Raw genomic sequence first — 26,769 nt, forward strand, 5'->3', positions numbered from 1 at the left:
AATCCATGCTGAATCGGGATATCTCGCGCCGGCGCATGATTGCCATCACGGCGATGGCGGCCTGCTCCACGGTGCTGACGGGGCGTCCCGCGCAGGCCCATGAGGCGATCCGCTGGCAGGGCTCTGCGCTCGGCGCGCAGGTGTCTATCGAAATTTACCATCCGGACCGCGTCGAAGCAGAGCGGCTGGTGCAGCATTGCATACTGACCGTACGGCGGCTGGAAGCGCAGTTCAGCCTGTACCGCGCCGACTCGGCGATCTGCAGCCTCAATCGCACCGGCGTGCTTGTGTCGCCGGACGCCCACATGGTCGCGCTTCTCAAGACGTCTCTGTCCTTTGCCGAAATGACCGATGGTGCCTTCGATCCGACGGTGCAGCCGTTGTGGCGGCTTTACGCCGATCATTTTGCCGCCGACCTGCCCGATCCAGCCGGCCCATCCACGGGCAAGCTTGCCGACGCGCTGGCAAAGGTTGGGCACCGCGGCCTGCTGGTCGGTCCCGATCGCATTGCGCTGGTCAAGCGCGGCGCGGCTGTGACCCTGAACGGCATTGCCCAAGGGTACGCCACCGACCGTGTCGTCGACAGCCTGCGCGAGGCCGGGCTATCGACGACACTGGTCGACATGGGAGAGATCCGCGCGATCGGCGGCCGGCCCGACGCGACCCCGTGGCGTGTGGGCATATCCGATCCGGATCGACCCGGCCTGCTCACCGAGACCATCGATCTGGTCGATCGCGCCGTCGCCACCACTGCCGGCGCCGGATTTCATTTCGACGGGCCCGGACGGTTCACGCATCTGTTCGATCCTGCGACGGGTCGCAGTCCGGCGCTCTATCGGACCGTCAGCGTGATCGCACCGACGGCGACGGAAGCCGACGCGCTTTCGACTGCGTTCAGCACAATGCCGCTGGCTCGCATTCGCCACATAATATCCCGTCGACCGGCCGTGCAGGTCAGGCTGGTCGATGCGAGCGGAGCCACAATTATCGACGGCGCGTAAGTTCGAGCAGGCCCCCCGGACGGGTCGCATCATTTGGTGCAACAGGCAAAGCGCTCGACCCGCATGGGCGAACCCAACCAGGAGAACAAAATGCGCAAGTTCATTTTCGCAGCCATGCTGGCGATCGCCGGTTCAAGCCAAGTTCAGGCCCAGGACGCCGCCGCTGGCGAAAAGGTGTTTGGCGTCTGCAAGATGTGCCATCAGATCGGCGAAACCGCGAAGAACGCCGTCGGTCCGCAGTTGAACGGCCTCATCGGCCGCAAGTCGGGCACCGTCGCGGGCTATTCCTATTCGGCCGCCAACAAGGATTCCGGAATTACCTGGGACGAGGCCACCTTCCGTGAATACATCAAGGACCCGAAAGCCAAGGTCCCGGGCACCAAGATGATCTACGTCGGCCTCAAGGATGAGCAGAAGACCAACGATCTCGTCGCGTTCCTGAAGCAATTCGATGCCGAGGGGAAGAAAAAATAGAAGCAGCTACGTTCAGCTGACCAAAGGCTGATACACCCATTTGGGTTTCGACAGTGATCAGTCCTGACGAGCATCTAAAGAAGACGTCATTTTAGCAAGCCGCAGGCTGAACCGGACGGTGAATGCCGAACGCCGCTTCGAATAGAGGGCCGTCTGCTTGCTCCTGCCGTCCGCCGATATAAAATCGGTTTCCGGTGCGATGCCGGCACTTGCCGGTCATGAATCGATGATGGCAGGTCAATCTCTGCATCCTCGTCGCCCGACGGCCTGCAAAGATCCGAAACGGCGCACGCTTCGAGTCCTTGTCGCTGCCATGTCGGTGATGAAGCCGCAGGATGGAACTATTCATCACGGTCAGCCTTCGTCGCGCGACGACTCTCCGGTAATCTCAATAGCGTCCAGAATTTTATTATAGTTCTGTCTTCTATCGTACATAGCGTGTACAGTGCCATTGCTGGTGAGATCTCGGCTCCTCCAGCGGCTTAAGATCCGGTCGTCCCCGACAGAGAGTGTATCCGTGTCGATAATTCTTCTGGAGCGCGGATCGAAGAAGCAGAAGGCATCGAGCTTGCTCGCGAGCCCTTCTAGCGGGCTTTTCGTTGCCGACCTCGACGTTTTTTCCGGCGTTAAGCCGCGGTACCTAGGGGCTTCGCCTCGCGGGCAACTATTGCGAGCAATCTTACTGATAGTCTGCCTACTGGATGGAGGCTCGGTTCTTGCTGCTGAGGCGCCGCCTGACACGATGGCAGCGCGGATGCAGGCATGCGCGTCCTGTCACGGCGCGCAGGGCGAGGGAACCAATGACGATTACTTCCCCCGTCTGGCGGGCAAGCCGGCGGGCTATCTCTACAATCAGTTGATCGCGTTTCGCGAGGGCCGGCGCCGCTATCCGCCGATGAACTTCCTCCTCGAATTTCAGAACGATGCCTATCTGCAGAAGATGGCGGAGTATTTCGCCGAGCAGCGGCCGCCATTGCCGGCGCCGGCGACTCCAACTGTCAGCAACGATCTGCTCGCAAGGGGAGAGCTGCTGGCGACGAAGGGCGACCCGCAACGCAACATTCCGGCTTGCGCGGGCTGTCACGGTCCGTCCTTCACCGGGATGGAGCCGGCGATACCCGGGCTGCTGGGCCTGCGCCATTCCTATATCAGCGCGCAACTCGGCGCGTGGCGCTACGGCACCCGTACCGCGGCGTTGCCGGACTGCATGCAACTCGTGGCGGGCTATTTGACCGAGGACGACGTCAAGGCGCTGGCAGCGTGGCTATCGTCGCGCAAGGCTCCCGCCGACACCACGCCGGCGCCGCGCGGCAGCCTGCCGATCCCGATGCCGCTGGCGTGCGGCAGCGAACCGAATTGAGGGCGTCGTGATGATCACCCGCATTTCCGGAATGATCCTGGGCGCCGCGCTGATCAGCGGCCTGTCGGTCGCAGCTGTGCCGGCGCAACAGCCGGTGACACCGCCGTCGGCCGCGCCTGCCCCGCAGCCGGCCAAGGTGCCGACGGATTCAGTCATCGCGCGCGGCGAATACTTGGCGCGCGCCGGTGATTGCATCGCCTGCCACACGGCGCCGGAGGGCCAAACCTTCGCCGGAAGCCGCGCCATGAAGACGCCGTTCGGCACCATCTTCACGTCAAATATCACGCCCGATCCGACAACCGGAATAGGCAAATGGACCGCCGACCAGTTCTACACTATGATGCACACCGGGCGCTCGATTGACGGTAGCCTGCTGTATCCGGCAATGCCATTCGCCTCCTATACCAAGGTCACGCGCGACGACAGCGACGCGATTTTCGCGTTCCTGATGTCGGTGCCGGCCGTGAAGCAGGCCAACCGCCCTCACGACCTACGGTTTCCCTACAACAACCGTTCGCTGATCATCGGCTGGCGCACGCTGTACTTCAACGAAGGCGAATACAAGCCGGATCCGACCAAGTCCGCGGAATGGAACCGGGGCGCCTATCTCGTCGAGGGACTCGGCCATTGCGGCATGTGCCACACGGCGATCAACGCTTTGGGCGGCAGCTCGGACTCGCAGGCCTTCGAGGGCGGGCTGATCCCGATGCAGAACTGGTACGCGCCGTCGCTGACGTCGAACAAGGAAGCCGGCCTCGGCGACTGGGGCATCAAGGACATCACGGAGCTGTTGCGCGACGGCATTTCGCATCGCGGCGCGGTCTACGGCCCGATGGCCGATGTTGTCTATAACAGTCTTCAATATCTCAGCGACGACGACGTTCGCGCGATGGCGATCTATCTCAAGGGCCTGGCACAAGGCAGTTCGCCGGACCGGCCATCGCCGCCATTGCCAACTGCCGAGACCAGCCTGCTCGTCAGCTTGGGAAAGCCGATTTACGACAGGCAATGCGCCAGCTGCCACGGCACCGAAGGAGCCGGCAAGCCGCCACATTATCCGCTACTCGCCGGCAACCAGTCGATCCAGATGTCGTCGTCGGTGAATGCGATCCGCATGGTGCTCAACGGCGGCTTCCCGCCCGCCACCAAGGGCAATCCGATGCCGTATGGCATGCCGCCCTTCGCGCATGTGTTGTCCGATGACGAGATCGCGGCGGTTGTGACCTACATCCGCACCTCTTGGGGCAACCGCGGCGCACCGGTGTCGGCACGCCAGGCCAACGAACTTCGTTCCGCGACGCTGAACTGAGACATCCCATGATCAATTCACCGTTGCCATCCTCCGACAGATCCAAGCAAGACGAGTCCGTGCATGTCATCGTCCGCGCCGGCCCGCAAGGCGCAATCGCCGTGGCCGGTGTCGCAACGGCGATCGTCGTCGGATTGTGGTTCGCGTTCTATCTGCTGGTCTATCTGCCCCGCGTATATGTTCCATGAAACCAGCATAAACACCGCATGGCCCGATCATGACCGAGAACAGCGAAGCCTCCCACGACGTCGCCGCGCGTATCGAGCGGCGCTGGGCGATGGTGTCGATGGCCATCGTGGTGGTGCTGGTCGGGATCGCCGCGGTGACCGGCATCCAGCACGCCTCGATGCCGCAGGGCCGCGTCGAGACCGCCGATCCGAAGACGCTGCACCTGACCGGCGAATTCATCGAAAGCAATCTCGGCACCGCAGTCGAGGCCGACGGCTCGGTGATGGTGCGCGCCATCGGCCAGCAGTTCTCCTTCACGCCGCAATGCATTTTGGTGCCTGCGAACACGCCGATCACGTTCCGTACGACCAGTGCCGACGTCGTGCACGGTCTGCTGATCGAAGGCACCAATATCAATTCGATGCTGGTGCCGGGCTATATTTCCGAATTCAAGGCCAGCTTCAAGGAGCCGAAAGAGCATGTGATGCCGTGCCAGGAATTTTGCGGCATCGGCCACCAAGGCATGTGGGGCAGGGTCAAGGTGATCGACAAGGCGGCTTTCTTGAATCTGAAATCGACGCGCGGGAGACTGACCTGTGTTGACTAACCGGCGGCTCATACTCGCGCATTTCTGGCTCGCCTTCACGGTGTTCGGCCTGGCGATCCTGCTCGGCGCCTGGCAGATGTTCGTGCGCAGCCCGCTCAATATCTGGCACTTCAATCCCGAGCTGTATTATCGCTCGGTGACCGCGCATGGCTCCGCGATGGGCTATGTATTCCCGACGCTGATCGCGATGGGCTTCGGCTACTTTATCACGGAGACAGCGCTGGAGCGGCCGATGATCGGTCGGCGTTGGGCCTGGGCGTCGTTCCTGCTGGTTGCAATTGGCGCCGTGGTGGCGCTGGTGCCGGTATCGATGGGCCTGGCGTCGGTACTCTACACCTTCTACCCGCCGCTGATCGGCAATCCGTTCTATTACATCGGCGTCGTGCTGGTTGTGGTGGGCTCATGGATCTGGGTCGCGCTGACCTCGATCAACCTGTACGCTTGGAAGCGCGCCAATCCGGGCAAGCCAATTCCGCTGGCGATGTTCGCCAATACGGCCGGTGCCTATCTGTGGGGCTGGACCGCGGTCGGCGCGGCGCTGGAAATCCTGCTGCAGATCTTGCCCGCGGCGCTCGGCCTCACCACCACGATCGATGCCGGCCTGTCGCGGGTGCTATTTTCGTGGACGCTGCACGCCATCGTGTATTTCTGGCTGATGCCGACTTACATTGCCTATTACACTATCTTTCCGCGGGCGATCGGCGGGCGGATCTACAGCGACCCGATGGCGCGGATTTCCTTCATCCTGTTCCTTGTCGTCTCGATGCCGATCGGTGTCCACCATCTGTTCACTGATCCGCAGGTCGGCGCCGGCTTCAAGTTCATGCAGTCGGTGTTCACCGGACTGGTGGCGCTGCCGACGCTCCTGACAGTGTTCACGATCTGCGCCTCAGCCGAAATCGCCAGCCGGATGCGCGGCGGCCGCGGCGCGTTCGGCTGGGTCTCGGCGCTGCCGTGGAGCAATCCGATCATGCTGGCGACGGCGCTGTCGCTGGTGATGCTGGGCTTCGGTGGCGCCGGCGGCCTTGTCAACATGAGCTATCAGCTAGACAGCTCGATCCATAATACGCAGTGGGTCACCGGCCATTTCCACCTGATCTTCGGTGGCGCCATCGTCATCATGTACATGGCGATTGCTTATGACACCTGGCCGCAGCTCACGGGCCGCCCGCTGCAAAGCTTCAGGATCATGCGGACACAGCTGTGGCTGTGGTTCATCGGCATGATCGTGACCACCTTCCCCTGGCACTATGTCGGCATTCTCGGCATGCCGCGCCGTATGGCGTTTTATGACTACGCCAATCCGGCGGTGTCGCCGCAGGCCTTCTCGGTAACGATGTCGGTGGTCGGCGGGCTGATCCTGGTAATCTCGACCGTGCTGTTCTTTATCGTGCTGATCCGCGGCCAGATCGTGCCGAAGCTCACGCAGGAGCCCTATCGATTCGCCGTCGCAGTGCACCAGCCAGTGCGGCTGCCAATCGCCCTGAACAGTTTCGGGCTTTGGATAGCCTTGATGGTCGGGCTCACGCTGGTGAACTACGGCTATCCGATCGCCCAATTGGCGGTGCTAAAGCAGACATCGGTGCCGGTGGTCTATATGGGAGCCGGGAAATGAGCGACCAGCAGTTGTATTCCTGGCGCAATCCATGGTTCGCCGCCAGCGTCGGTTTTGTGGTTTCGGTGGCCGTGGGCGCGGCCTTGCTCGGTCTTGTCGGTTTGCCGCTGCTGCAGCCGGACCTGAAACTCGGCGGCATCTGGGACGCGATCTGCAGCGCCGCCGGTGTGCCGCGCGCGGCACCGGCCAGCGTGGCCGTCCAGCCCGATTTCACGACGTCGAAGGTGGTAATGACGTCGGAGATGCTGACCAGGCAGGATGCGATTTCGATCGGCCGCGGCGCCACGCTGGCGCAGCGCTGTGCGATCTGTCACGGGCCGCAGGGCGTCAGCGACGCCAATTCGCCGAACCTTGCCGGGCAATTCGCCGCGGTGACTTTCAAGGAGCTGAACGACTTCAAGACGGGCGCCCGCGTCAACGCCACGATGACCCCGTTCGCGATCAACATGTCGCAGCAGGACATGCTCGACCTCGCAGCCTATTACGCCTTCCTGCCGCGCGTGCCGCTGAGCCATCCCGGACCGCCGCTGCCAGCGCCCGTGATCGTCATCAATGGCGCGCCGATGCGTAACATCGCGCCGTGCGGCTCGTGCCACGGGGGGATCGACACCAAGGCCGGTGCGCCATGGCTCGGCGGCCAGTCGGCGGTCTACATCAAGGCGCAGCTGCAAGCTTTTGCCAGCGGGGCACGGCGCAACGACATTAGCGAGCAGATGCGCAACGTGGCTCGGCAGATGACGTCTGAAGAGATCGATATGGCAGCGGAACATTACGCCTCTCGCCCCTGATGCGACGTACCGCACTATGAAAAGTACATAAGCAAGAAAGTTAGCTTTTGCTGGTGCGATTTCTCACACAGCTACGGTGCCATGATAAGTTTATTCTTATGAAGGTCCGTCTTGCCGAAAACGAAGAACTTCCAGCTGAATGCACGGGTGAGCCGACGGATCGGCTACGTTCGGCATTGCTGAAAGCTGCAGACGGCCGGCACTAGTGGATTGCAAGTTACCGAGCTGAAAGATGCCGCCCCACCAGTTTAAGGCCCCGGTCTCCCCGGGGCCTTTTGCTATGCGGCCTCGCTTGTTTCCAAATCATCGTTCGCTGGTTGTTCGAACAGAGCACTTTCGGACAGACTTGCCTTGACCAAGGCCTGAGCCAGCACCGGGCTCACCGAATTGCCACACATGCGCACCTGTGACGCCTTGGAAGGCTGTTTTCCTTCCTTGGTTCGTTCTGGCCTGCCCCCGAACTTTCATCCAGTCGCGATTAGAGTCTCGGCGGATGTTGAAGTGCTCCCCAAAACTAGGCCAGCCGGAGCTGGAATTTTCCGGGGTTAGGCTCATGCCGGCGGGGGCGCCGATGAGCCATTCAACAGCGATATCGGCGCCTTGTTACCGATCGCGCTATGTGGCCGGACTTCGTTGTAGTCTCTACGCCAATCCTCCATTTTCTGCCGTGCGTCGTCAAGGCTCAGTAACCAGTGCGTGTTCAGGCATTCGCTTCTGAACTTGCCGTTGAAGGATTCGATGAAGCTGTTGTCCGTCGGCTTGCCTGGCCGCGAGAAGTCCAGCACGACGCCCTTCTGATAAGCCCAGATATCGAGATCGCGAGAGATGAACTCTGATCCCTGGTCGACACGGATGGTTTTCGGATAGCCAACGGTCTTGCAGATGCGCTCTAGGGTGACCACGACATCCTCGCCACGATAACTGAAACGCGGATCGACGGCTGGCGAGAAGCGGCTAAAGGTATCGACGATCGTCAGCACGCGGATCTTGCGGCCCGTGGCGAGCTGGTCGTGCACGAAGTCCATTGCCCAGGTCTCGTTGACCTGGACAGCATCTGTTCGATCCTCACGCAGCTTGGCCTTCACGCGACGCTTCGGCGTTTTGTTGCGCAATTGCAGGCTCAACTCCCTATAAAGACGGTAGACACGCTTGACGTTGACGTCCCAGCCCTCACGCAGCAGTAGGACATGGACCCGGCGATAGCCGTATCTCACCCGCGTCTCGCAGATCTCCCTGATCCGGTGTTTGAGAGCGGCCTGGTCGCCACGCTTCGACTTGTAGCCGTAAAGTGCGCGATCGATCCGGAGCGTCGAACAGGCCCGCCTGATCGAGACCTTCCAGTCGCCGCACACCCTGTCGACAAGCTCGCGCTTGCGGTCAGGCCTCAGAGTTTTTTTGAGAGCACATCCTGCAGCATGGCCTTGTCCAGCGACAGGTCAGCTACGATCCGCTTCAGCTTGCCATTCTCTTCCTCCAGCTGACGCAAGCGCTTCATCTCCGAGGGCATCAGGCCTGCATACTTCTTCCGCCAGTTGTAAAAAGTAGCCTCGCTGATCCCGGCCTTGCGGCAGACCTCCGCGACTGCCGAGCCATCTTCCGCCTGCTTCAAAACGAATACGATCTGCGCTTCTGAAAACTTCGATGCCTTCATGGAACTCTCCTCGTCCCCGTCAGGGGATCATAAATGGAAAATTCCAGGTCAAACTGGCCTAATTTGGTGGGGGCACGTCAGATGTTACGCCGTTGGGCGCGGGGTGAGCAACGTGCGGTCGGCGGAGCTGGTCGGAGTTGCGGAGCCGATCGCACGTTGCGGTGAGGTTAGCGGCATAGGCCGCAGGCGTCAGGTAGCCCAGGCCCTTCTCAGAGGTGTGGTAACGAGATATGTTATATTCGCTCGGGCGTTTGGTGCATGCTCAGAGCGCGATCCAAGGCACTGCAAGGCGAGTGATAATCGTCGAAACGAGGATGAGACTTATATGATCATGAGACGAGATGTTCTTTTAGGTGCCGCAGCAGCGCTTTCTGCAGCATCGCTTGTCGAACCTGCGGCGGCGCAATCTGACAGCGGCACAAGTGCGAAAACCTATGTCCTGGTTCATGGCGCATATGGCGGCGGGTGGATTTGGCGGGATGTAGCGGAGGGGCTCCGGAAGCAGGGACATAAGGTTTACACACCTACGCAGACCGGCCTCGGTGAGCGGGCGCATCTGATCTCGCGGCAAATCACTGTCAACACGCATATCGAGGACGTCGCCAACCTGATCGAGACCGAGGAACTTAATGACATCATCCTCGTCGGTCACTCTTACGGGGGCATGGCGGTGACTGGCGTTGCGGATAGGATGCCGGAGCGCATTCGGCATATCGTCTATCTTGACGCTCTCATCCCGGAGAACGGAGAGAATGCTTTCAGCATTCTTCCGGCCGGTGCGGAAGCTGCACGCAGAAAGACCGCTGTCGAACAAGGCGGCGGCGTTGCGTTGCCGGTGCCCGGACCGGAAGGATTTCCAATCCCCGATGGCCCCCGCAAGGACTGGTTCATGCGGCGCCTGCGTCCCCATCCCATCAGTACTTATGAGAGCGCGGTTCGCCTGACCAAGCCTGCAGGTGCGGGCCTCCCGGTCACTTACGTGGCCTACACCAGTCCGGCGTTAGCCTCGATTGAACCGAGCCGCCAGCGGGCCCGAACGAAAGCCGGATGGAAGTACATTGAACTCCCTGTTCCCCATGACGTGGAGATTCCGAATCCGGAAAAAGTCTACGAACTGCTTATTTCGATAAAATAGCGCGCCTCAGCGACCTGATTGGTTTGTCAGGCACAGGAATCCGGTTGCGTCCCCCAAGCGCAACCGGATCAGTGTCCGGCAGCATATTTAACCTTAAGAGTGTCAATTCATTTGGATTGCGTCTCAAGGCCCGAAGCTAGATCGCAATTGCAGCTTCCAGTCACCGTTATCCTCGGTGAAGACATACAAGGAATCGTAGACCCCGATGACCGATCCGTCCTCGCGGTAGCGCGTATATTGAACGGCATAGTGCGCTTTGATCGGCGACGACTGAAGAAACTTGATTTCGGTCCATGCGCTGTGGTGCCAGCCTTGCTGCTCCCCCAGCTTGGTGAACAGATCCATGGGATTGTTGCCCGGCGCTTCATAAACGAACAGCTCATTGGCGGCGGCTCTCACATGCGGAAAGCGCATGACCGCGTCCATTCCGAAAGCATCGTGGCGGTTCAGCGCTTCCATCCATTCAACGAGTAGCGCCTCGCACCGCTGCGCCCCTTCGTTCGAGATACGGCCTTCGCGAGCGTCATAGGTTAGCTTGAGGCTGTCCGAACCCAACATAGCTGCTCCAATACATCAAGATGTGTAACGACCTTGCCTCAACGAGTGACGATGCTGCGCGTCGAGTTCCGCGACGCATCGAATGAAATCGCGGACACGCTAGGCGATATTGAGAACCAGGTTCCCTTGTAATGTGCCGTTCTCGACCATCTCGTGCGCTTCGACGATCCGATCTAGAGGTAGTTGTTGAGCGACGGTATGAATGAGGCTGTCATCGGTGAGCAGGCGAGCAATCTCGGCGAGACCAGGGGCCCGCTCTGCTGCGGTCAGCTCATAGATGAACGCAAACGAGAGACGAATGTTCAGGCTCATCAACGCGAGGCTGGGAAGCCTACTCTGCTGAGCTGACATGCCGTAGACGGCGCAGTGTAGCGCGACAATCAGGATGAGAATCCCGCGACAATCAGGATGAGAATGCGCCGCTGCTGGGTTGACGAAGGGAGGGCGTAGCCCGACCGGAGGCAGCCCAGCAGCGGCGTGTCGCCCGAACGGGCCTCATTTGGCGGTAACGGCGGCTGGTCAAAGATCGGGTTTCTCCTTTGAGAGGACCAATTCTTTGGCCGGCCGGCATGTCACCGATCAACAAATGAGGCTTTTCATGAGCTTGCGTCGCAACCATTCGCCAGCCGTCGCCGCTGCAAAGGCTGGTTTCAGCACCTCCGCCGCCTACCGGTTCGAAAAGGATCCCCGACTTCCCACCCAGAAGAAGTCGCCCCGCGAACGCCGCCGCGCTGATCCATTTGCCGATCTTTGGGAGAACGACATCCTCCCGATGCTGAACGCCGCCCCAGGCTTACGGCCGATCGCCGTGTTCGAGGAACTATGCCGCCGACATCCGGAGCTGGGTTCTGGAACGCGGCGGACGCTCGAGCGGCGCATTCGGGCATGGCGGGCGGTGAACGGGCCGGATCGGGAGGTGATCTTCCGTCAGGAACATCCGCCGGGTCGCATGGGGTTGTCGGACTTCACCGAGGTCGCCGATCTCGGCGTCACCATTGCGGGCCAGTTGCTGGACTGCCGGCTCTATCACTTCCGGCTGCCTTTCTCCGGCTTCGAACACGCCCATGTCGTACTCGGTGGCGAAAGTTTTGTCGCGCTGGCGGAAGGCTTGCAGAACGCGCTGTGGTCGCTGGGCGGGGTGCCGGAGCAGCACCGCAGCGACAGCCTGTCAGCCGCGTTCCGCAATCTCGGCGCTGAAGCCAAGGAGGATTTGACGACGCGCTACGAGGCGTTCTGCAGTCATTACGGCATGACGCCGACCCGCAACAATCCCGGCGTGTCGCATGAGAACGGCTCGATCGAAAGTGCGCATGGCCATCTCAAGAGAGCGCTGGCCGATGCCCTGCTGCTGCGTGCCTCTCGCGACTTCGACGATCTTCCGGCATGGCGTGGTTTTGTCGACGAGATCGTTGGCCGCGGCAACGCGCGCAATGCCAAGCGCATCGATCAGGAGCGGACGGCGCTACAGAAACTGCCGGTCCGCAAGACCGCCGATTATGAGGAGGTCAACGTCGATGTAACGACATCAAGCGCCTTCACGTTGCGCAAGGTGTTTTACTCGGTCCCCTCCCGCTTGATCGGTCACCGGCTGCGGGTGCGTCTCTATGACGACCGGCTCGAATGCTTCCAGGGCGCCACCCACATCGTCACCCTGCGGCGCGGGCGAAGCCAGCCCAACGGCAAACACGGCCACGTCATCGACTATCGTCACGTCATCCATTCGCTGCGCCGCAAACCGATGGCGCTGCTCAATCTGGTCTATCGAGACCAGTTGTTCCCCCGCCGCGTTTACGCTCGTGCGTTCGACGCCTTGCTCGCCGGCATTGGCGAAAGACCAGCCTGCCGTGCGATGGTCGGGCTTCTGGCGCTCGCACATGAACGGGCCTGCGAAGCGGAACTCGGTGCCGTGCTGCAAGCCACGCTCGACGACGGCATCCTGCCGGATCTCAAGGCGCTGATCGAACGCTTCCGACCGAAGGGCATGGCACTACCGGTCGTCGTCGTCACGCTGCCCTCGCTCGCTATCTACGACCAGATTGCCGCGGCTGTGGGAGAAGCCGCATGAACGCGACCGTCAAGATCGACGCCGCCCGTGTCGAATTGCTGCTCAGCGAACTGCGTCTGCCCGGCATCAAGCTGATCTGGGCCGCCCTGGCGGAAACCGCCGATAAGGAAGGCTGGCCCGCCGCCCGCTTCCTGGCGGCCCTGGCTGAACAGGAGATGGTGGAGCGAAACCGTCGTCGCTTCGAACGTCATCTGGATGAAGCCCGCCTGCCGCCGGGCAAGACCCTCGCTGCATTCGACTTCGATGCAGTGCCGATGATCTCAAAGGCGCAGGTGCAGGCTCTCGCCGCCGGTGACGCGTGGCTCGACAGGGGCGCCAATCTGTTGTGTTTTGGCCCGCCTGGCGGCGGCAAATCGCATCTGGCAGCGGCGCTCGGCATGTCCCTGATCGAAAAGGGTTGGCGCGTGTTGTTCACCAGAACCACCGATCTCGTGCAAAAGCTCCAGATCGCGCGCCGCGACCTCACGCTCGAAGCCGCGATAGCCAAGCTCGACAAATATCATCTGCTGATCCTCGACGATCTCGCCTATGTGACCAAAGATCAAGCCGAGACCAGCGTTCTGTTCGAACTGATCAGCGCCCGCTACGAACGCCGCTCAATGCTCATCACCGCCAATCAGCCATTCGGTGAATGGGGAAAAATCTTCCCGGACCAAGCCATGACGCTGGCGGCGATCGACCGCCTCGTCCACCACGCCACGATCCTCGAAATGAATGTCGACAGCTATCGCCGAAAAGAGGCTGTCGACAAAGCCCGCGGAGCCGGAAGGCCGCCAACGCGCGCGACAATCAAAGCGTCATCCTGATTGTCGCTCCACGACAATCAACTCCACGACACGCAATTATCACTTGCGTTATCGTCAGGCCGCGACAATCATCCCCACGCCGCGACCGCTAAATTGCCATCCTGATTGTCGCGCTTCCCATCCAGATTGACGCGCTACAGCGCAGCTCGCATATGGCTTCAGGATGTCGGGATAGTAGGCGGCGTTGCGCGACAAATCCATTTCGATGATCGAATCGACACCGGACGGCGCCAGTTGCCGCACCTTCCGGGCGACGTCCTCCGTGCGATAATTGATCACCTCCCGGGCACTCAGCGGCCCGGGGCTTTTGCCTGACGCACTGCCGCATGCCGCTCCGTCGGCTGAGGCCGGCCGGCCGAGCGTAAGCCTGGTCGCTGCGGCTACAGGCTGCTCGCCTCGATCCGCTCGTTGAGCTTCTGGTCGACGATCTTCACGGTGCGGTCGATGTCGGGATTGGTCATGCCGAGCTGATGAGAGATCAGCTTCACCAAGAGGTCGACCCGCTCGATGAAGGGCGCGCCGCTGGCGACCGCGCGCGCGGCCGAGGACGGCTTGAGCAGGCTCTCCGCCGCCTTGGCGTATTTGGCGAAGGGCACCTGGTCCTGCGGATCGGCGCCGAGCCGCCGCGCCACCGCGTCGACATGGTCGTAGATCGATTGCGAGACCTTGAGGTCGCCGTGCACGGCATCGCGGATCGACTGCGGCTCCTCGGGCGTGATGCAGCGGTAGTTGCCGGTCAGCAGCATCGACCATTTCGCCAGCGGCACGAACAGCGAGTCGAACACCCTGAGCTTCACCGGGACATCGTGGCCGTCCAGCCGGACGGCGTCGATGTCGGCCTCCAGTTCGCGCAGCAATTGGTTGTGCTTCTCGTCGGCGAAGATCGCGGCCTTGAAGTTGGTGGGCAGGCCGACATGCAGCACGTTGGCCGCCTCTTCCGGGGGACGGAAGGCCTGCGGATCGGGCGAGCACAGCGTGACCAGGCCGGGCTTGAAGCGGTCCCACACTTGGGCGTTGGTGTAGGCCTCCTGCAGATCCATGTCGGCAAGCCCCGGGATGCGCTTGAGATAGGGCAGCGGCGGCATGTTCATGATCGACAGGCAGGGCAGTTCCGCGGCGGCGATCTTGATCATCAACACGCGGATGGTGTGGTTGGTGTATTGCGGCTCTTGCATCGCCAGACCGACCAGATCGTAGCGGGAGAGATCAACGTCGCCCGGAGAGGTCGCATCCAGTTTGCCCGGCAGGTCGCGCGAGAAGATCGAACGATGGTTCGGCTCGTCGCGCAGCTTGATGCGGACCTCGGTACCTTCGCGGTTGATCAGTTCGGCGGTCTTGCTACGGCAGACCAGGGTCACATTGTGCCCGGCCATCAGCAGCTTGGTGGCCAGCAGCGAGCCATAGGAAGCGCCGAGGATAAGGATATTACGCGGCATTATATTTCGTCCCCAAACTATCTTTGGCGTCGGGCCGACCGGCTCGGCGCCAATATGTTTATTTGCCCGGACCGATGCTGCAGCGCAGCGTCGCAGTCCAGCAGTCAATTTAGCTGTAGCCGCGGTTCAGTAGGCGGGCAAGTGTGGCGCCCGCTTGAACGGCCGGCCATGCGCCAATCTGTCCCGCCTGTCAGGAGTGCCAGACGCCCTGACAGTGCTACTGTCGCAAAAAAAACATAGGGGGAGTGAATCATGCCAAGCGAAATGGATCGCCGTCGTTTTATCGCGGCCGGAGCGGCAGTCGCCGCAATGCCGCTGCTGTCGCGCGATGGTTTTGCGCAAGCCGCGTGGCCGTCTCGGCAAATCCGCATGATCGTCAGCTATCCCGCCGGCGGGCAGACCGATCTGCTCGGCCGCGCATTTGGTGATTTCATTTCCCGGAAGGTCGGCCAGACCGTCGTGATCGAGAACAAGGCGGGCGCATCGGGGGCGATCGGAGCGGCGGAAGTCGTCCGCGCCGAGCCCGATGGGCACACCATCCTGTGCTCGATCTCGACCACCTATGTGATGAACCGGGTCATGATGAAGGCCCCCGGCTACGACATGGACAAGGATCTGACACTGCTCAGCCTGATCCCCGGCGCCGGTCTGCCGCTGGTGGCCAGCCCGAAGTCCGGCGTCACCACGCTGGCAGAATTCGTCGACTATGCGCGCAAGAGCGGCAAGGTCAATTTCGGCACATATAGTGCGGGCTCGTCACCGCATATGACGATAAACGAGCTCAACCGGCAGTACGGGCTCAACATCGAACCGATCCATTATCGCGGTGAGGCGCCGATGTGGACCGGTCTGGCGGAAGGCACGCTAGACGTTGCGATGGGCAGTTACACGGCCGCGCAATCGGTGCTGCAAAGCAACCGCGGCGTGGCGTTTGCCGTGCACTCGAAGAAGGTCGATGCGATTCCGAGTGTCAAAACGCTGCCCGACCAGGGCGCCACCTCTCGGTTCTTCACAGTGAGCGGCTTCACGGGCTGGGCCGTTGCGAAGGCGACGCCGCAACCCATTGTGGACAGGCTGTCGCAGCTCTTCGTAGCCGCCAATGATGATCCCAAGGTCAAGGAGGTCCTCGCGACCTTCGTGCTGGAGCCGGCGCTCGGTTTCAAGGACAGCAACGCCCTCTACCAGCGCGAACTGCCGGTGTGGATCGAAAGCGCGCAGGCGCTCGGCTTGCAACCGGTCTGAATCTGGTCGAAAAGTCAGGCCGTGGAAGCGGTCGTTGCGGTCGCTGGATTGGAGCGCCCGTTGTCGGAACTGAACCATGCGGCGCGCACGGTGCGTCTCGACGCCAAATGAGCTGACGCGACCTCGATCGCGCCGGTCGTTTCCGCAAATCTACCCGTCATCCGAAGCGTCGGTGACGTCGTTGTCGAAATCTATGCGGCCGGCGTCAATCCGTCGGACGTAACACTTATGTGGGCATCGACACCCTGGGCTTTTCCTCTTCCACCGGCAGCGGCAAACTGTTGAGCGATTGCTCCGTATTTTCGCAGCGCCAAGGCAATGGCAAGCCGGGTTAACTCGGCTCCTCGGCGAGCACGGGAATAACAGTTCTTCTCTTGGTTTTGCTCTTGTATGTTCACGACTTTCGCGAGATGCGGTTGCGAAATTTCTGTCGGACTTAGCTGCGAAATTTCCGGACGTGCGCTGGTATGCGACAAACGTCGTTTTTGACGGAGAATCAAACTTAGCCGTCGAATGGGTCTCTACACGAACGATCGGCGGCAAATCCAATCGCGTCCAAGGAGCGTCTGTCATGCGCTTGAAAGATGGAAAATCGCGGCCAACTCCGATTATCGCGATCGCTCCTGATGCACCGGAATAGAATCTGGTCTGCGCTCGCCGGCCTCATGGCAGGCTTCGTTGGCAGATTCGTTGCCGTAGAATTCTTGAAGGTTGCCTGAGACTGGAATGAATGCCAGCGGCGGCTCTCTAAGAGGCGCTCGCCGCTCGCGCGCGCTATGATCCTCGACTCGTCCATTCCGACCGCACGGATGGTCCAACAAGGATCGTAATTGGTGCTGCTAAACGTGCTTACTGAACGTTCAGGAACTGCAGCAGCGTCTGACGACGCAGCCACGCAATTGCCAGTGTGATGCCGAGCAGGACGATTGCCGGCGCCGGATTACCGCCTATTACGAAAAGATCGGTGATGACCGCTCCCACCATGGTGGCGCTCAACGCTACCGAGCCGAACGCAGCAAGGCCCGGAAACAACAACAACAGCCCGCTGGCGGCCATAAGCGGCTGCCCTTGGGCGACAGGCGAACCTGAACATCAATCGAGCTGACGGCTGAAGCGCCGGAAACGCGCCCGCGCCATCCTGGCCGCCGGCGGCGGGACGGCATGTTCAGGCACGGATCGTTTGCGCGTAAATTCGGGGCAAGCGATCCACCGGCACCCTTTGTCAATTAACCGCGTAAACAACATCCAATGAAATATGCGCAAAACGCGCAAATATGGTTGTTAGATGCGCATTATGCGCATATGTCACTCACGCTGCGCTATTCTGGAAAGATTTTTGCGCGAAATAAGCAATATGCGCAAAGCGCGGGAAGGATACACCATGCAGGTTCCAATCAAGCGGGCGATCGAAAAAGTTCCCGGCGGGATGATGACGGTTCCGCTCTTGCTCGGCGCGCTGATCGCCTTCTTCTTTCCGGGCACTCCGAAATTCTTCGGCTCGTTCACCGGCGCACTGTTCTCCGGCGGCGCCCTGACCATCCTTGCCGTGTTTTACGTCTGCATGGGTGCCAGCATCGACTTCAAGGCCACACCCTACATCGTGAAAAAGGGCGGCACCCTTCTTATCGTCAAGGTCGGCGTCGCCATGATCCTCGGCCTGATCTTCGGTCGCTACCTGGGCGAAGCCCCCATCACGGCCGGCATTTTTGCAGGCGTCTCCACGCTGGCCATCGTCGCCGCGATGAATGACACCAATGGCGGCCTCTATATGGCGCTGATGGGTCAGTACGGCCGCCCGCGCGACGTCGGCGCCTACACCATCATGACACTGGAAAGCGGTCCTTTCCTCACCATGGTCACGCTCGGCGTCGCCGGCCTGTCCTCGTTCCAGTGGCCGGCGCTGGTCGGCGCGATCCTGCCGCTGGTGATCGGCATGATCATCGGCAATCTGGACCGCGAGATGCGCGCCTTTCTCAGCAAGGCCGTGCCCGTGATGATCCCGTTCTTCGCCTTCGCGCTCGGCACCGGCCTCAACCTGTCGCAGGTCTGGCAGGCCGGTCTGCTCGGTCTGGCGATGGGCGTTGCCGTCGTCGTCGTCACCGGCATCCCGCTGTTCTTCGCGGATCGCCTGACCGGCGGTAACGGCGTTGCCGGTGTCGCGGCGGCCTCCACTGCGGGTAACGCCGCCGCCGTGCCGGCGATCGTTGCTGCCGCCAATCCGGCCTATGCCGACGCCGCGGGTCCCGCGACCATCCTGATCGCTGCCTGCGTGGTGGTGACTGCGATCCTGACGCCGATCCTCACCTCGTGGGTGGCCAGCAAGGTCGGCCGCGACGTCGAGCCGGACGCCGAGGAAATCGCCTCTGCCGATCCGGTCATCGCAGCGCCCGCACCGGCGGTCGGTCGCTGAGATGGCGCATGACTGGCTGATCCTCGCGGACGACCTCACCGGTGCCGCTGACTGCGCCATCGCCTTCGGGCGGCGGGGACGCGCGGCGGCGGTGATGTGGGAAGACGTTGCCGACGCGTCGGATCACCAGTTGCCGGTTCTCGCTTATGACGCCGCGAGCCGGGGCCTGTCGGCCCCGGCCGCGGCCCGCCGCCACGCCGACGTGTTGGCGCGCCTCGCCGAGCCCGGTCGCATCCTGTTCAAGAAGATCGACTCGACGCTGCGCGGGCAGCCGGCCGCAGAGATCGTGTCTGCGCTGACGCATCTGAAGGCGCAGTCCGGCCCCGCCTTCGGCGTGTTCGCGCCGGCCTTTCCGGCCACCGGTCGCACCACGATCGACGGACGGATTCACGTCAAGGGCCGCCCGCTCGAAGAAGCCGAAGTCTGGGTGCGCGAGCACACTTATCCGTCCGCCCACCTCGTCGAGGTGCTGGCCACCGCCGGCATCCGCGGCGATCATGTTTCGCTGGCGACCATTCGCGGCCCCGACCTCAGGGCCACCTTTGCCAAACTCGCCGCCGAAGGCGACGTCGTTGCGGCCTGCGACGCCGAGACCGACCACGATCTGCATCTCATCGCGGAAGCCAGCCTGCAGGCCTCGCCCTCGACCTTCTTCATCGGCAGTGCCGGCTTGGCGCATGCGCTGGCTGGCCTCGATGCCGACACCGATGTCGAACCGCTGCGCATTCCGACCAGCAAGCTTGGCACGCTGATCGTCGTCGGCTCGCTGGCCGGCGCGTCGCGCGCCGCGGCGCGCGAACTGGCGGCGACCGGCACCGTCGAGCATTTCCCGGTCACGCCGGATACCTTGCTCGGTGAAGGCGCTGACCGCGACCGGCTTGCGGCCGCCGTGAAGCTGCGGCTGTTGACCGGCGGCGATGCGCTGGTCGAGATCACGATGGACGAAAAGCCGGACATGTCGCTGGGCGCGCAGCTGTCGCAGGGCCTCGCCGACGTGCTGGCACCGGTGGCGCCTTCGATCGGCGCCTTTGCCGCGACCGGCGGCGAGACTGCCGCAGCATTGCTGTCGCGCTTCGGCGTCAACGGCATTCGCCTCGCCGACGAGATCGAGCCCGGCGTGTCGCTCGGCCTGACGCTCGGCGCCCTGTCCGTTCCGATTGCCACCAAAGCGGGGGCGTTTGGTGATGAACTCAGCCTGATCCGCATTGCCGAACGGCTCCGCGCCGTTCGAACCAAAGGAAGCTTCTCATGACCCGTCCCACCATTGCGATCACCATGGGCGACCCGGCCGGCATCGGTCCCGAGGTCATCATGAAGGCGCTGGCGCAGCCTTACGCCAACGAGATCTGCAATCCGCTGGTGGTGGGCGACGCCGGCCGGTTGCGCAAGGCGGCCAAGGCTGTCGGCATCGCGCTGGAGGTCGACGCGCTGGCGAAAGCCGAGGATGCGAATTTCGGCGCCACCGCCGTGCAGTGCCTCGATCTGAAGAACGTGCCGGACGATCTGCCGTTCGGCCAGATGTCGCCGGTCGCCGGCGACGCCGCCTATCGCTACATCGAGAAGGCCGTCGAGGTCGTGCAGTCGGGTTTTGCGCAGGCGATCTGCACTGCGCCGCTCTCCAAGGAAGCGCTGCATGCCGCCGGCCACAAATATCCCGGCCACACTGAACTTCTGGCGCACCTCACCGGCACCAAGGAAGTGTCGATGATGCTGGTTACGCCGAAGCTTCGCGTCATCCACGTCACCACCCACATCGGCCTGATCGATGCGATCCGGAAGATCGAGCCGGGTCTTGTCGAGCGCGTCATCACACGCGGCCATGACGTGCTGATCAAGGCGGGCATCGCCAATCCGAAGATCGGCGTCTGCGCCATCAATCCCCATGCCGGCGAGAACGGTCTGTTCGGGCAGGGCGAGGAAGCCGAGAAGATCACGCCGGCCGTCGAGGCCTGCAAGGCCAAGGGCTGGGACGTGCAAGGTCCGCTGCCTGCCGACACGCTGTTCTTCCTGGCCGGCCGGGGCGACTACGACATGGTGGTCGCGATGTATCACGATCAGGGCCATGGTCCGGTCAAGGTGCTGGGCCTGGAATCCGGCGTCAACATCACCGTCGGCCTGCCGATGATCCGCACCTCGGTCGATCACGGCACCGCCTTCGACATCGCCGGCAAGGGCATCGCCGACGAGCGCAGCCTGATCGAGGCGCTGCGCCAGGCCGTGGATCTCGCGCCGAAAGCCGGTCTGGCGGCGTAAGTTTTCACTGTCATTCCGGGGCGCGCGCTCTTGCGCGCGAACCCGGAATCCCGTTGTGCTCTATCCAGATCGAGATTCCGGGTTCGCCGACGCGAAGGCGCGCCGGCGCCCCCGAACGACGAGTGTTGCAGGGGCGAGTCCGATGTCGATGCGCAGCAAGGAACGTCACGCCCGTCTGCTGGAAGCGCTGAACGCCGGCGAGATCGACGTCGACGATCTGGCGCGCCGCTTCGATGTTTCCGCCTCCACCGTGCGGCGCGACCTGCAGCATCTGTCCCGCAACAACGCCGTGCTCCGCACCTATGGCGGCGCCATTCTCACCGGGCCTGCGGCCGAGACCACGCTCGAGCAGCGCCTCGCCGTGCAGGGCAAGCAGAAGCAGGCTATCGCATGTGCCGCCGCGGAGTTGATCCGGGATGGCGACACGCTGATCCTCGATGCCGGCTCGACGGTGGCGGCGTTCGGCCGCCTGCTGCTGCAGCGCCGGCTGCGCGTCATCACCAATAATCTGGCGCTGCTGCCTTTTCTCGCCAAGGCGCCTTCGATCGACCTCGTGGTGTTGGGCGGCGCGCTGCGCACCACCAGCATGAGCACGATGGGGCCGCTGGCGCACGACGCGCTGCGCCGCATGACGGCGGACCGCGCCATCATGAGCGCCGACGGCGTGGTGTCAGGCCGCGGCCTGTGCGAGGCCGACCTCGAACAGGTCGCGCTGAAGTCGCTGATGATGGAGCAGGCCAAGGACGTCATCGTGCTGGCCGACGCGGGCAAGCTCGGCCGCGCCGAGCAATCCGCCTGGGCACCGCTGCCGCCGCGATGGACGCTGGTGACGGATGCCGGCGCTTCGGACGAGCAGCGCCAGCGCCTCACGGACGCCGGCGCGCGCGTGATCGTGGCGGGTGGACGATAGAAGCTATTTCCTTGCTAGCACCGTCATCACCAGCTGCTCGGCGTAGCCCTTCGTCAGCGCCCGGAATCCGAACACGTATTGATAGAACAGCGTGCCGTAGATCCGGTCGTAGAGGTCGCCCGCGGATTCGGATGCCACAATGCTGTCATCCCGCTGCCCGGCTTTGATGATCTGGATCGCAACGTCGCGACGGATCGCCAGATACCGTTCCGAAAAGATCTTCGCCGAGCCGGTGCCGGCGATGCATTCGGCGATCACCGCGAGCTGAACCTTGCCGAAGTCGCCGTTCAGCGCCTTGACGTAAGCAGCTGCATGTTTCCGCATCCGCGCGAGGGGATCGCCGGTCTCGGGCAACGGCAGCATCGACGCGGCCTGCCGCAAAAAGGCATCGATCAGCAGCGCCTCGCGCGACGGCCACCATTTGTAGATCGTCATTTTCGAGACGCCGCAATCGCGGGCGATGGCGTCGATGCTGGCTGCGGCCAGGCCCTGCGACGCCATGATGCGATAGGCGCTCTCGAGGATGACGTGTTCGGTCTCGGCCGAGCGAGGCCGGCCGCGACGCGCGGGCTTGCCATCCACCGTCGGCATCATCGCTGCCGTTACGACGCCGGCTGCCGGGCGCGGCGAAACCACGCCAGCGTCTCGCGCGTCACCGCGAGATAGCCGCGGCCGCGATGTTCGATGCGGTTATCGACGATCGCGTTGAGCTTCGGCAGCGCATGGAACGGGACGGAGGGATAGGCATGGTGCTCGACATGGAACGGCATGTTCCAGGTGAACCACTTCATCAGCCGCCCGGTATAGGTCGTCCGCGTGTTCTCGAAGGCGCTTCTGGTGTGGTCGCAGCCGGTGTGTTCGGCGAACAGATAAGGCCGCAGGAACCACTGGCCGACCACCAGCGGCAACAGCCAGACCCACAGCAGTACCGTCGAGGACAGCGCGGTCGAGCCGGCCAGCAGCACCACATAGACCAGCGCATAGAGACGCGCCTCGCGCAGCACCAGCGCGCGCCTGTTCTCGGGAATCCACGGCACCACCACCTGGCCTGTGAGCGCGTGGCGGAACATCAGGCGGACGCGCTTGAACAGATAGACGATGCCGGAATAGGCGATCGCCAGCTGGGTGTCGGAGGTCGGCACCGTCGCGAACATCAGCTCGGGATCGCGTTCCGGATCCTGAGTGAAGCGGTGGTGGTCCCAGTGAAACAGCGTGTAGTATTCCAGCGGATACATGATGGTCAGCGACGCCGCGTGACCGAGCACGCTGTTCAGCCAGCGCGTCCGGAACACGGTCTTGTGCGCGGCTTCATGGACCGGCATGAACAGAAAGGCGACGAGGTAGCCCTGGATCAGGATCAGCGGAATGGTGAACAGAACGCCGTAGTGGTTCAGCACCATCCACAGCAGCGTGCCGGCGAGCGCGATCGCGCCGAAATGCGACAGCGATCGCACCGCGCCCGGCAGGTTCGACTTCATCGACAGTTCCTTGAGTTGCGCCGGGGTGAGGGTGCGTCCCTGCGGGATGTCGTGGGCATGCATGGTCATGGCGAAGCTCCCGAGATCAGTCGTTCAGAAAGGCTGCGATGGTCGTGTTGATAAAGGCGCGGTCGGCCGGGATCAGCGCCGGGTTGCCGGCGCGGTGGCCGTACAGTGACGGGATCGGCTTCAGCTCGGCTGAGCGGGCATTGACGAGCTGCGGCAGCTCGGCCGCGTTGTCCTGAACCTGGAAATAGCAGTCGGTCTGGCCCGGCATCAGCAGCATGCGCGTGGTGATCGCCGCCAGTGCCTTGGGAAGATCGCCGCCGAACGAGGCATGGTGGCTGATGTCGCCGCGCTGCCAGATCCCGATCTGCGCCAGCAGGTCGTTGGCATCGCGCCGCGCAAAGGCGCCGTCCCATGACCGCGCCAGAAAATCCTCCAGCGAGGCGAAGCCGAGTTCGCGCCACAACTCGTCGCGGTAGAATCCGTGCGACATCGCCCAGCCGGCATAGACCCGGCCCATCGCGCGCATGCCCGCGACCGGCTGCGCGATGAAGCGGCCATCGACGAACGCGGGATCTGCCGTCAGGGCCGCTTTCACACCTTCCAGGAAGACGTGGTTGAACGGCGAGCATTTCGCGCTGCCGCAGACCACGGCGGCGCGCTGCACCATCTCGGGATAGGCGGCAGCCCAGTGATAGGCCTGCATGCCGCCCATCGACCAGCCATAGACCAGCGCGATCGTCGAGATGCCGAACTGCTCGGTCAACAGCCGGTGCTGCACCGACACTGCGTCGTAATAGCTGACGGTCGGGAACGGCTGCTGGGGCAAGTTGGACGGCGACGACGACAGCCCGTTGCCGAACAGGTTCGGGATCACGATGAAATAGCGCTCGGGGTCCAGCGCGCCGCCGGGCGACACCAGCCACTCGGTGTCAAAATGCTGCGCGCTGAACGACGTCGGATAGACGATGACATTGTCTTTCGCGGCATTGAGGCGGCCATAGGTCTTGTACGCCAGCCGCATGCTGGGAAAGACCTGGCCGGACTGCAGCGTCACGTCGCCGGCGTCGAAGGTCTCGTAGTCGATTGGCAAGGTCATGCGAATATCCACGGCCGCGGGGCATAATTAGTGGATATTTTGTACAGTTATTGGCTGGCGGCGCAATGACAAATTGACGCCGAACGGCGCAAATAGCGGGCAGGGTATTGCCCGTTATCTGCGTCGTGGCAGGGCGACCCAGGCCCTGAAGACTAGGTCTGACTGTTGTAGTAGTGCGGCATCGAGCCCGGCGACAAAGCCTCGTTGGAGCGCCGGCCGAGGAAGAACAGGCCGCTGGCGGCGTCCGCCTTGGCGCGGCCCGTGCTGAAGCCGTCGAGAAACCGCAGCCAGAAAAAGGGCAGGGCGGCAATGCGCGATGCGCCGTCGCCGACGCCGAGCGTGCGGAACAGGTAGCGGATCGACCACAGCAGCGAGACGCCGCCGCCCGTCACCGGGCCCGCGCTGATCTCCGAGAAATTCCGGAACAGCCAGCGATGGCCGCTCTGCGTGAACCTCGTGAAATCGTAGGCGCGTTCGTGAACCTGCTGCATGAACGGCGTTTCGGCATAGACCAGGCCGTCCTCGCGCAGCACGCGGTGGATTTCCGACACGACCTCGGCCGGCTCGAGCACGTGTTCCAGCACCGCCTGGATCCAGACGCCGTCGAATGAGCCATCGACGAAGGGCAGCTTGTGCGCATCGGCGACCAGCACGGTATTGGGCGATGAAAATACGTCGGTGCCGACGACGTCGAGCGACGGATTGGCGTAGAGAGCATCGGCGCCCGAGCCGATCTTGGCGCCGCCGACCACCAGAATGCGTGGCCGGGCGGATTGCTCGTCGGCCAGCGCAACGAATTTTTTGCAGTTCTCCGCCGCGACCGGGTTTTCTCCGAATGTGAAGCGGTGCAATCGCGATCCTATCGACTCGCCTTGCACGTCGCGGTCCAGTACCGAGTTGCTATCGCCGTCGTACAGGCTTCGTTCGAAGATGCTGGCGTCGAAGTCGATCAGCACCTTCTGCCCGTCGACGACCGGGAATCCCGCGGAGGCGTATTTACACTCGGGATTCGAGCAGCGGTGCTCTCTTTCGCGGCTGAAGAGCGCGGACCTGCAGCGCGGACAACAGGTGATGTCATCCAGAGCAGCAACTTCCGGTCTTGTGGTTTTCGATGGTGGCTTGGTCATTTATCCCGATCAGCAGCCGGAGAAACGATGCGGACGACCGGTCGAAGGTCGTGAGGTTGCGTCCGGTGAAAACTTGTCCTGGATCAAGTCGCGTGTTGCGCGAGGATTTATCCTCAATCACGGCGGTGGCTGTTGTGTGGTGTCCGCGTGGCAGGCACGCGTTCGCGCCGCCGGGGTGCGTCACTTCCGCGCCATTGTTGGGTGAGCCATTGTGTATAGAGTCGGGATGAAACTTGCGGTTCGCTCTCCGGACCGTGAGGGCGGGCGAGGCCGGAGCGGGCGCGCTGGCGCCGAAAGAGAAATGCAATGGCACTGAAGTCCCTGGTTGTCTTCGTCGATCCCACGCCCGAGGGCGAGGCGCGGGCGCGCTATGCGATCAAGCTTGCCGTGCAGCACGACGCGCATCTGATCGGCGTGTTCATTTCCGCCACCGCCTGGAGCCGCAATTCGGCCGATGGCTTCGTCAGGGGGCCGGCCGCGATTCGGGAAATGGTCGAGCGGCACAATGTCCAGGAGACGGACGCTGCGGCTGCCGCACTGAAGAGTTTCGAAACGCTGGCCGGGCGCGAGCAACTGAGCCACGAATTCCGGCTGATCAAGGAAGCCGATGCCAAGGAAGTGGTGCAACTGCACTCGCTGCATACCGATCTGGTGGTCTCCGGCCATCCCTCGCCGGGCGACATGCCGGCGATGGATTCGGTCGATGCGATGCTGATGGCCACGGGGGTTCCGTTTCTGGTGGTTCCCGATGGCTGGCAGAGCAATGAGGTTGCCACTAACATCCTGTTCGCCTGGAACGCCAGCCGCGAGGCGAGGCGTGCGATCACCGATTCGCTGCCGCTGCTGAGCCATGCGAAGTCGGTCGCCGTCGTCGTGATCGATCCTCAAAAGAACGCCGCGCACGGCGAACAGCCTGGCGCCGATGTGGCGCATTACCTGAGCCGGCACGGGGTCAACGTTCGCGTCGAACAGCGGCAGTCCAACGGCGCACCGGTGGCCGAGGTGTTGCGCACGTTCGCTGTGGAGGATGGGTCGGACCTGATCGTGCTCGGTGCCTACAGCCATGCCCGGACCCGGGAATTCATTTTCGGCGGCGTCACCCGCTCGCTGCTGAAGAAGGTGACCATTCCGATGCTGCTGGCGCATTAGCCCAGGCTCTGGCGCCCGCCCTTGAAGCTGAAACTGGACCACCTCTCCCCGCTGGGAGAGGTCGACCGGCGAAGCCGGGCGGGTGAGGGGGGCTCGGACCTGTCGATGGCGCCGCGGCCCCT

Annotated in this window: 28 protein-coding genes and 1 pseudogene; 18 read left to right on the top strand and 11 right to left on the bottom strand. The window is 62.7% G+C overall.

The window, feature by feature from the left end; translation table 11 throughout:
* Positions 1 to 5 precede the first annotated feature (5 nt).
* From FNL56_RS08275 to FNL56_RS08310, 8 genes are all read left to right on the top strand, one after another.
* Positions 6 to 1,001 carry an FAD:protein FMN transferase gene (locus FNL56_RS08275; RefSeq protein WP_143582536.1) on the top strand — a complete coding sequence of 332 codons (996 nt, stop codon included), beginning with the start codon at positions 6 to 8 and terminating at the stop codon, positions 999 to 1,001.
* Between the two features lie 90 nt (positions 1,002 to 1,091).
* Positions 1,092 to 1,475 (top strand): c-type cytochrome, encoded by a 384-nt coding sequence (locus FNL56_RS08280; protein ID WP_143572355.1) that lies wholly within the window; start codon positions 1,092 to 1,094, stop codon positions 1,473 to 1,475.
* A gap of 667 nt (positions 1,476 to 2,142) precedes the next feature.
* A complete protein-coding gene (locus FNL56_RS08285) occupies positions 2,143 to 2,835 on the top strand; it encodes a c-type cytochrome (protein ID WP_441351295.1) in 693 nt (230 codons plus the stop codon).
* A 10-nt stretch (positions 2,836 to 2,845) separates the two neighbouring features.
* Positions 2,846 to 4,144 carry a c-type cytochrome gene (locus FNL56_RS08290; RefSeq protein ID WP_246660983.1) on the top strand — a complete coding sequence of 433 codons (1,299 nt, stop codon included), beginning with the start codon at positions 2,846 to 2,848 and terminating at the stop codon, positions 4,142 to 4,144.
* 8 nt (positions 4,145 to 4,152) lie between these two features.
* Positions 4,153 to 4,332, top strand: coding sequence for a hypothetical protein (locus FNL56_RS08295; RefSeq protein ID WP_143572356.1), 180 nt, complete (start codon positions 4,153 to 4,155; stop codon positions 4,330 to 4,332).
* 29 nt (positions 4,333 to 4,361) lie between these two features.
* Positions 4,362 to 4,919: a cytochrome C oxidase subunit II gene (locus FNL56_RS08300; RefSeq protein WP_143572357.1), complete on the top strand. Its 558-nt coding sequence runs from the start codon at positions 4,362 to 4,364 to the stop codon at positions 4,917 to 4,919.
* Positions 4,909 to 6,534 carry a b(o/a)3-type cytochrome-c oxidase subunit 1 gene (locus FNL56_RS08305; protein WP_143572358.1) on the top strand — a complete coding sequence of 542 codons (1,626 nt, stop codon included), beginning with the start codon at positions 4,909 to 4,911 and terminating at the stop codon, positions 6,532 to 6,534. The genes FNL56_RS08300 and FNL56_RS08305 overlap by 11 nt, the downstream gene beginning before the upstream one ends.
* A complete protein-coding gene (locus FNL56_RS08310; protein WP_143572359.1) occupies positions 6,531 to 7,322 on the top strand; it encodes a c-type cytochrome in 792 nt (263 codons plus the stop codon). Before FNL56_RS08305 ends, FNL56_RS08310 begins: the two co-directional genes overlap by 4 nt.
* A 551-nt stretch (positions 7,323 to 7,873) precedes the next feature.
* Here FNL56_RS08310 and FNL56_RS08315 read toward each other — a convergent pair.
* Together FNL56_RS08315 and FNL56_RS27990 are read right to left on the bottom strand one after the other, a co-directional pair.
* Positions 7,874 to 8,973, bottom strand: a protein-coding gene (locus FNL56_RS08315; protein ID WP_441351275.1) for an IS3 family transposase whose coding sequence is annotated in 2 segments (ribosomal slippage) — positions 7,874 to 8,709 and positions 8,709 to 8,973 — 1,101 coding nt in all. Because the reading frame shifts where the segments join, the coding sequence is not laid out codon by codon here.
* A 58-nt stretch (positions 8,974 to 9,031) separates the two neighbouring features.
* Positions 9,032 to 9,217 (bottom strand): annotated as a pseudogene (locus FNL56_RS27990) (hypothetical protein); the annotation flags it as partial.
* Between the two features lie 81 nt (positions 9,218 to 9,298).
* Here FNL56_RS27990 and FNL56_RS08325 point away from each other — a divergent pair.
* Positions 9,299 to 10,108 carry an alpha/beta hydrolase gene (locus FNL56_RS08325; protein WP_143572360.1) on the top strand — a complete coding sequence of 270 codons (810 nt, stop codon included), beginning with the start codon at positions 9,299 to 9,301 and terminating at the stop codon, positions 10,106 to 10,108.
* Between the two features lie 123 nt (positions 10,109 to 10,231).
* Here FNL56_RS08325 and FNL56_RS08330 read toward each other — a convergent pair whose 3' ends face one another.
* Together FNL56_RS08330 and FNL56_RS08335 are read right to left on the bottom strand one after the other, a co-directional pair.
* Complete coding sequence (locus FNL56_RS08330) at positions 10,232 to 10,666, bottom strand: hypothetical protein (protein ID WP_143581925.1); 435 nt, start codon at positions 10,664 to 10,666, stop codon at positions 10,232 to 10,234.
* A gap of 99 nt (positions 10,667 to 10,765) precedes the next feature.
* The gene (locus FNL56_RS08335) at positions 10,766 to 11,017 is read right to left on the bottom strand and encodes a zinc-binding dehydrogenase (RefSeq protein WP_143581926.1); all 252 of its coding nucleotides are present in this window, start codon (positions 11,015 to 11,017) and stop codon (positions 10,766 to 10,768) included.
* Between the two features lie 205 nt (positions 11,018 to 11,222).
* On the opposite strand from FNL56_RS08335, the gene istA reads away from it, so the two are divergent.
* Together istA and istB are read left to right on the top strand one after the other, a co-directional pair.
* Positions 11,223 to 12,731: an IS21 family transposase gene (gene istA, locus FNL56_RS08340; protein WP_143581927.1), complete on the top strand. Its 1,509-nt coding sequence runs from the start codon at positions 11,223 to 11,225 to the stop codon at positions 12,729 to 12,731.
* Positions 12,728 to 13,537 carry an IS21-like element helper ATPase IstB gene (istB, locus tag FNL56_RS08345; protein ID WP_143581712.1) on the top strand — a complete coding sequence of 270 codons (810 nt, stop codon included), beginning with the start codon at positions 12,728 to 12,730 and terminating at the stop codon, positions 13,535 to 13,537. The genes istA and istB overlap by 4 nt, the downstream gene beginning before the upstream one ends.
* A gap of 54 nt (positions 13,538 to 13,591) precedes the next feature.
* Here the strand turns inward: istB and FNL56_RS08350 are convergent, their stop codons facing one another.
* Together FNL56_RS08350 and FNL56_RS08355 are read right to left on the bottom strand one after the other, a co-directional pair.
* On the bottom strand, positions 13,592 to 13,816 hold the full coding sequence (locus tag FNL56_RS08350; RefSeq protein ID WP_143581928.1) for a hypothetical protein: 225 nt from the start codon (positions 13,814 to 13,816) through the stop codon (positions 13,592 to 13,594).
* A gap of 101 nt (positions 13,817 to 13,917) precedes the next feature.
* Entirely contained in the window at positions 13,918 to 14,973 is a 1,056-nt protein-coding gene (locus FNL56_RS08355) for a ketopantoate reductase family protein (protein WP_143572363.1), read from the bottom strand.
* 252 nt (positions 14,974 to 15,225) lie between these two features.
* Here FNL56_RS08355 and FNL56_RS08360 point away from each other — a divergent pair, with 252 nt between their 5' ends.
* Positions 15,226 to 16,215, top strand: coding sequence for a Bug family tripartite tricarboxylate transporter substrate binding protein (locus FNL56_RS08360; RefSeq protein WP_143572364.1), 990 nt, complete (start codon positions 15,226 to 15,228; stop codon positions 16,213 to 16,215).
* A gap of 289 nt (positions 16,216 to 16,504) precedes the next feature.
* Entirely contained in the window at positions 16,505 to 16,855 is a 351-nt protein-coding gene (locus tag FNL56_RS28790; RefSeq protein ID WP_143572365.1) for a nuclear transport factor 2 family protein, read from the top strand.
* 209 nt (positions 16,856 to 17,064) lie between these two features.
* Here the strand turns inward: FNL56_RS28790 and FNL56_RS08370 are convergent, their stop codons facing one another.
* Complete coding sequence (locus FNL56_RS08370; protein WP_143572366.1) at positions 17,065 to 17,271, bottom strand: hypothetical protein; 207 nt, start codon at positions 17,269 to 17,271, stop codon at positions 17,065 to 17,067.
* Positions 17,272 to 17,596: 325 nt separating this feature from the next.
* Between FNL56_RS08370 and FNL56_RS08375 the strand changes: the two genes are divergently transcribed.
* The 4 genes from FNL56_RS08375 to FNL56_RS08390 all read left to right on the top strand — a co-directional run bounded on the left by FNL56_RS08375 (position 17,597) and on the right by FNL56_RS08390 (position 21,788).
* The gene (locus FNL56_RS08375; protein ID WP_143577692.1) at positions 17,597 to 18,625 is read left to right on the top strand and encodes a 2-keto-3-deoxygluconate permease; all 1,029 of its coding nucleotides are present in this window, start codon (positions 17,597 to 17,599) and stop codon (positions 18,623 to 18,625) included.
* A gap of 1 nt (position 18,626) precedes the next feature.
* A complete protein-coding gene (locus tag FNL56_RS08380; protein WP_143572368.1) occupies positions 18,627 to 19,877 on the top strand; it encodes a four-carbon acid sugar kinase family protein in 1,251 nt (416 codons plus the stop codon).
* Positions 19,874 to 20,878, top strand: a complete 1,005-nt coding sequence (pdxA, locus tag FNL56_RS08385; protein ID WP_143572369.1) for a 4-hydroxythreonine-4-phosphate dehydrogenase PdxA — start codon at positions 19,874 to 19,876, stop codon at positions 20,876 to 20,878. The genes FNL56_RS08380 and pdxA overlap by 4 nt, the downstream gene beginning before the upstream one ends.
* A 142-nt stretch (positions 20,879 to 21,020) precedes the next feature.
* Positions 21,021 to 21,788, top strand: a complete 768-nt coding sequence (locus tag FNL56_RS08390) for a DeoR/GlpR family DNA-binding transcription regulator (RefSeq protein ID WP_143572370.1) — start codon at positions 21,021 to 21,023, stop codon at positions 21,786 to 21,788.
* A 3-nt stretch (positions 21,789 to 21,791) separates the two neighbouring features.
* Here FNL56_RS08390 and FNL56_RS08395 read toward each other — a convergent pair whose 3' ends face one another.
* The 4 genes from FNL56_RS08395 to FNL56_RS08410 form a co-directional block, all read right to left on the bottom strand.
* Positions 21,792 to 22,382 (bottom strand): TetR/AcrR family transcriptional regulator, encoded by a 591-nt coding sequence (locus FNL56_RS08395; protein WP_143576094.1) that lies wholly within the window; start codon positions 22,380 to 22,382, stop codon positions 21,792 to 21,794.
* Between the two features lie 8 nt (positions 22,383 to 22,390).
* Positions 22,391 to 23,335, bottom strand: a complete 945-nt coding sequence (locus FNL56_RS08400) for a fatty acid desaturase (RefSeq protein ID WP_143572371.1) — start codon at positions 23,333 to 23,335, stop codon at positions 22,391 to 22,393.
* 16 nt (positions 23,336 to 23,351) lie between these two features.
* A complete protein-coding gene (locus FNL56_RS08405; RefSeq protein ID WP_143572372.1) occupies positions 23,352 to 24,371 on the bottom strand; it encodes an alpha/beta fold hydrolase in 1,020 nt (339 codons plus the stop codon).
* Positions 24,372 to 24,523: 152 nt separating this feature from the next.
* Positions 24,524 to 25,327, bottom strand: coding sequence for a class I SAM-dependent methyltransferase (locus FNL56_RS08410; RefSeq protein ID WP_246661524.1), 804 nt, complete (start codon positions 25,325 to 25,327; stop codon positions 24,524 to 24,526).
* Between the two features lie 477 nt (positions 25,328 to 25,804).
* On the opposite strand from FNL56_RS08410, the gene FNL56_RS08415 reads away from it, so the two are divergent.
* Complete coding sequence (locus tag FNL56_RS08415; RefSeq protein WP_143572374.1) at positions 25,805 to 26,647, top strand: universal stress protein; 843 nt, start codon at positions 25,805 to 25,807, stop codon at positions 26,645 to 26,647.
* Positions 26,648 to 26,769 lie beyond the last annotated feature (122 nt).

The sequence above is a fragment of the Tardiphaga sp. vice304 genome (genome assembly GCF_007018905.1).
In the GTDB taxonomy this organism is placed as follows: Bacteria; Pseudomonadota; Alphaproteobacteria; order Rhizobiales; family Xanthobacteraceae; genus Tardiphaga.